At 59.4% G+C, this 1,935-nt stretch carries 2 protein-coding genes and 1 pseudogene; 1 reads left to right on the top strand and 2 read right to left on the bottom strand.

The genetic code is table 11. The annotated features are described in order from the left end of the window. Positions 1 to 73: 73 nt before the first annotated feature. Positions 74 to 883, bottom strand: a pseudogene (locus ACGYLQ_RS20700) (IS110 family transposase); the annotation flags it as partial. Here ACGYLQ_RS20700 and ACGYLQ_RS20705 point away from each other — a divergent pair. After that, positions 882 to 1,208 carry a transposase domain-containing protein gene (locus ACGYLQ_RS20705; RefSeq protein ID WP_394444658.1) on the top strand — a complete coding sequence of 109 codons (327 nt, stop codon included), beginning with the start codon at positions 882 to 884 and terminating at the stop codon, positions 1,206 to 1,208. The pseudogene ACGYLQ_RS20700 and the gene ACGYLQ_RS20705 overlap by 2 nt on opposite strands. A gap of 292 nt (positions 1,209 to 1,500) precedes the next feature. On the opposite strand, the gene ACGYLQ_RS20710 is transcribed toward ACGYLQ_RS20705, so the two are convergent. Next, the coding region (locus ACGYLQ_RS20710) for an efflux RND transporter permease subunit (protein ID WP_394444660.1) at positions 1,501 to 1,935 on the bottom strand (435 nt) is incomplete at its 5' end.

A 1,935-nucleotide genomic window follows, 5' to 3' on the forward strand; every position in this document is an offset into this window, starting at 1 on the left:
CAGGCGAATATCGTTGGCGGAAAATAGAAGCGCAAAATCCTTAAAGGGGTTTTCTGCACTCAGCCCCACTCGACCCCATCTTTGATGTCCGCCCGAGTCGCTCCTTGCCGCCACTCGAATGCTGTTTCGGCGTGAGCCCGACCCAGGCTGCGAAATCCCGGCCTTTCGAGAAGGTTTCCATCGGGGGCGCAAAGGTGGTGATCGCCGCCGCCGTGATCGGACCAATGCCAGGAATGGTGGTCAACCGCCTCGCGGTGTCGTCAGTGCCTGCACGTCGGCGTAGTTCGGTATCCAGGCCCGCGATCTTCTCGCTGAGATCTCCAATCTGGTTCAGAAGTAATCGCGCCAGGTCCCGCACTGTAGCAGGCAAAGCGCCGTCCTCCCCCTCAACGACTGCGGCGAGGCGACCGACATGGGCAGGACCAACGGGCGCAACGATCCCTTGCTCGGCCAAATGGGCCCGTAGGGCGTTGATCGTCTGCGTGCGCTGGCGGACAAGGAGATCGCGGGTGCGATATGCCATCGCTGCCGCCTGCTGTTCCTCGCTCTTCACAGCCACGAACCGCATGGTCGGTCGGACTGCTGCTTCTGCAATAGCCTCTGCATCGGCCATGTCATTCTTTTGGCGTTTTACGAACGGTTTTACGTATGCCGGCGGTATCAGACGGATGTCGTGACCGAGATCGCTGATTGCCCGGCCCCAGTAGTGGGCACTCGCGCATGCCTCCATCGCCACGACACAGGGTGGCTGCTCGCTCATGAACTTGAGCAGCTGCGCACGCGACAACTTACGCCTGAATATAACCGACCCGTCAATCCCGGCACCATGTGCCTGAAATACGTTCTTGGCCAAATCCAGGCCGATGATGCTAATCTCGTTCATGGACGCTCTCCTCGTAGCTGTGCTTCAACACCCGCTACTTTGGCACATTCGATGCCGCCGGGGGGCGTCCACCCCATCGCTTACAGAAAACCAGATCAGGAAGATCGCTCTGACGCGGAAAAACTCCCTCTTTGCGGGACACGAGGTCGGCGCAGAGAACTGGGCATTGCTCGCCAGCCGGATCGCAAACTGCAAGATGTGCGACGTCGATCCGGTCAGATATCTGACCGCCACATTGCGCGCATTGCTTGACGGCCACCCCAAAAGCCGCATCGACGAACTCATGCCCTGGACCTTCTCGACCCCGTCAAGCCGCGCCGCGTAGGGGAGCGACGAGGCGCTTACATCTGAGAAACGCATTTGTAGAACACATTGCGAAACGCACTCCCTGTCTAATGACAGGAAACCATTCGCACTGGATCAACTCAGTCGAAAGGTGGGGCGCAGCCGTCGCTTACGTCCTATCCTGCCTCACATCGACAGCAGGACTCGCACAGACAGCTTCAAAGCGGCAGGAGGGGATCGGCGTGGCGCTTACAACCCAAAGTACGGCAGCAAGGGAGCACGCACCGCCAAACAGCTGTGCACCTTTGCCTGCGCATCAGAACATATATGCCCTAAGCCTTCTTTACAGTTTTTGCCTTCGTACCATGCTCGTGGACCGTTTCGACAAGCGAATGATGCCCACCTTGTCTGGGTGCAAACCAGCGGTGCAGGGCGGGCATGACCAGTAGGGTCAGCACGGTTGACGAAACAAGCCCCCCGGTTACCACAGTGGCAAGCGGGCGTTGGACCTCGGCACCGACGCCGGTGGCGAAGAGCAATGGTGCCAGCCCAAGTGCCGTCGTCATGGCGGTCATCAGGACCGGACGCGCGCGCAACCCTGCGGCCTCAATGGCCAAAGCTTCCAGATTGCGACCGGCGCGCGCAAAATCATCCATGAAACTGACCAATACCATACCGTTGCCCAACGCTATGCCGAACAATGCGATAAACCCGACAGTAGCAGGCACCGACACCGGCAACCCTGTCAACCAGAGCGCCATCGCACC

The organism is Sulfitobacter sp. 1A12779 (assembly GCF_043557315.1).
Classification (GTDB): Bacteria; Pseudomonadota; Alphaproteobacteria; order Rhodobacterales; family Rhodobacteraceae; genus Sulfitobacter; species Sulfitobacter faviae.

Coding starts and splice junctions, on each gene's coding strand:
- ACGYLQ_RS20705 (WP_394444658.1), top strand. CDS start 882: ATGGACGCTCTCCTCGTAGCTGTGCTTCAACACCCGCTACTTTGGCAC.